The sequence below is a fragment of the Micrococcus sp. genome (assembly GCF_030523875.1).
GTDB lineage: Bacteria > Actinomycetota > Actinomycetes > Actinomycetales > Micrococcaceae > Micrococcus.
Genome location: NZ_JAUNHR010000016.1, coordinates 21,070 through 23,700, shown reverse-complemented (window position 1 = coordinate 23,700; position 2,631 = coordinate 21,070). Strand labels below are relative to the sequence as shown.

Genomic DNA, 2,631 nt, shown 5'->3' with positions numbered 1-2,631 from the left:
TCAGCCGAGCCGCCCGCCGGACTCCTCCAGGTAGCACGCCCCGCACAGGGACTCATAGGTGACCTCAACGCCGTCGATCGCCACCTGGTCCCCCTCGAACACGAACCGGCGCGCGCCCGTGGCCGGGTCCATCACCTGCCGCGTGTTGAACAGCGCCTTGCGGCCGCAGCGGCAGATGGTCTTGAGCTCCTCGAGCGAGTGCGCGAGCTCCAGCAGCCGCCCGGACCCGGGGAAGGAGTGCGTCCGGAAGTCGGTGCGGATCCCGTAGGCCATCACGGGCACGCCCTCCAGCACGGCGATCCGCAGCAGGTCGTCCACCTGGGCCGGCTCGAGGAACTGGGCCTCGTCCACCAGCAGGCACGCCACCGGCGGCACGGCCCCGTCCAGGTGGTCCACCAGGGCGTCGGGGTCCTCAGCCGAGGCGTGCCGGTGGAAGAGCGCCACCACGTCCGCGCCGGCGGGGATGAGGAAGTCCACCGGGCGAGTGACGCCGAGGCGGGAGACCACCTCGTCGTCGCCCTTGGTGTCCAGCGCCGGCTTGGCCAGCAGGACCCGCTGCCCGCGCTCCTCGTAGTTGAACGCGGCCTGCAGCAGGCCGGTGGACTTGCCGGAGTTCATGGCTCCGTAGCGGAAGTAGAGCTTGGCCATGACGACGGCGGCGCTCCGGTCCGGCGCGGGCCTCAGGCCCGCCCGGCCCCGCCCTGCGTGGCCTCGATCTGCTCGGCGGCCGTGGGGTCCGAGTCGTCCAGGAACGTGCGGATGCGCTGGACCTCCTCGGCCTCCCCGATCCCGGCGGAGGCGCGGCCGAGGGCGTACAGGGCGCGCAGGAAGCCGCGGTTGGGCTCGTGGGACCACGGCACGGGGCCGGCACCGCGCCAGCCCGCCTTGCGCAGCGCGTCGAGGCCGCGGTGGTAGCCCACGCGGGCGTACGCATAGGAGTCCACGACGCGGCCCTCGGACCAGGCGTCCTCGGCCATCAGGGCCCACACGAGGGAGGACTCCGGGGCCACGGGGACGACGTCCTCGGGCAGATCCCCGGCCGCCAGGCGCGCCAGCACCTCGGGCTCCTCCGGCAGGAGGGTGGCCGGTGGCTCCATCAGATTCCTGCCGATGAGGGACTCGGACATCGCTCACACCTCTTTCCTGACCCGCGCGGGCGGGACGTGGGGGGACGCCGACGCGCGGCCGGCGGGGTTCGCGCCCGAGTCTATCGACCGGCCCCGGCAGGGCCGGGGCGCCCCCAGGCACGTCCGGTACCGTGGTGCCCGCGTCCGCCCGGAGGCCGGAGGCCTCGCACCCGGGCGAGGACGCGATCCGAAGGAGACCCGCATGTCCCACCCCGCGCCCGCGCGCCGCCACATCGCCCCGGTCCTCGGTGCGGCCGCCCTGGCCCTCGCGCTGACCGGCTGCGGAGGAGGCGAGAGCACATCGCCTTCCTCGGCCGCTCCCGCCCCGGCGGGCGGCCCCTCGACGCCCGGCGTGGCCGCCACGGCCACGGGTGACCCGGAGAGCCCCGCGTCCCAGGCGGCCGCGCAGATCCGCGAGGCCCGTGCCTCCGAGCGCGCCGAGGGCAGCGACCGCCCCGAGCCCCGTGAGGCGCTGGAGACCGTGGGGCCCGGCGTCTCGGCCGGCGCCGCCACCCAGGGATGGCAGAACGTGGCCTCGCGCCGCAACGACTCGGTCGCCGTCATGGACTGCACCCAGGACGTCCTGGAGCAGGCCACCCTGGACGCCGTGGCCACCCACATCCCCGTGGCCAACGACATCGCCATCGTCCAGCTGTTCGCCTCCCGGGACCAGACCCACGAGTTCCTCACCTGCCAGTACCAGGGCTCGTCCTCCCGCAGCGAGGGCGCTCCGCTGGTGATGGTGCACTACCAGCACAACCTCGACGGCTCCCGCCTGGACTGGTGCCAGGAGGAGCCCGCCGTGCGCGCGGACGAGTACTCCTTCGACCCCGCCACGGGCAGGGGCCTGCTCGCGCTCCTGCGTCCGGGCATGGTGGGCGGCTCGGACGGCGCCCCCCTGCTGCCGCAGCGCACGGGCTGGGCCTGCACCGAGGACGGCACCCAGCTGGTGTCTGTCACCTTCGGATCCATGGAGGGCTACGGCCCGCAGAACGAGGGCCTGACCCAGGTGGTGAACTCGCCGGTGGCCAACAGCACCACCGTGGTCACCCAGGCCCGCGACCACCTCGCGGACACCGTCCTGAAGGACCCGGCGGCCTTCCAGGAGGTCATCTCCGTCGCCTCGCCGTACTTCCTGAATGCACAGATGGACCAGGAGACCCTGGACAGGGCCCTCCAGATCCCCACGGGCCTGGTGCCGGAGGAGATGCTCAACGACCAGTCCACCATCGAGCGCCCCGAGGGCGCCCCGGAGCCGGTGGCCCCGAGTCAGCCCCCGCGCCCGTTCGTGGGCGCCGCCCGCGAGGCCGCCGAGTCCGCCGCGGCGGCCTCCGCCTCCGCGAGCGCCGCCGCCTCCGCCTCCCCCTCGGAGGGCCAGGAGGCCGACCCCGAGGGCGGCGCCCCGGCGGCGAGCTCCCCGGCGCCCTCGCCCTCCCCCACCCGGGACTGACCGCGCCCCGGACACGACGACGGCCGGGCCCCCCCCGCCCCCGGGCGGCCGGGC

The 2,631-nt window shown here is 75.2% G+C and carries 3 protein-coding genes; 1 reads left to right on the top strand and 2 read right to left on the bottom strand.

What is annotated here, in order from left to right:
- Positions 1-648 carry a thymidine kinase gene (locus Q4D18_RS03800; RefSeq protein WP_303125985.1) on the bottom strand — a complete coding sequence of 216 codons (648 nt, stop codon included), beginning with the start codon at positions 646-648 and terminating at the stop codon, positions 1-3.
- 32 nt (positions 649-680) lie between these two features.
- On the bottom strand, positions 681-1,127 hold the full coding sequence (locus Q4D18_RS03795) for a DUF3151 domain-containing protein (protein WP_303125983.1): 447 nt from the start codon (positions 1,125-1,127) through the stop codon (positions 681-683).
- 202 nt (positions 1,128-1,329) lie between these two features.
- On the opposite strand from Q4D18_RS03795, the gene Q4D18_RS03790 reads away from it, so the two are divergent.
- Positions 1,330-2,577, top strand: coding sequence for a hypothetical protein (locus Q4D18_RS03790; protein ID WP_303125981.1), 1,248 nt, complete (start codon positions 1,330-1,332; stop codon positions 2,575-2,577).
- Positions 2,578-2,631 lie beyond the last annotated feature (54 nt).

Bases quoted from the DNA above. Each gene is read 5' to 3' on its own strand.
- Q4D18_RS03800 (WP_303125985.1), bottom strand. From the start codon at position 648: ATGGCCAAGCTCTACTTCCGCTACGGAGCCATGAACTCCGGCAAGTCC.
- Q4D18_RS03795 (WP_303125983.1), bottom strand. From the start codon at position 1,127: ATGTCCGAGTCCCTCATCGGCAGGAATCTGATGGAGCCACCGGCCACC.
- Q4D18_RS03790 (WP_303125981.1), top strand. From the start codon at position 1,330: ATGTCCCACCCCGCGCCCGCGCGCCGCCACATCGCCCCGGTCCTCGGT.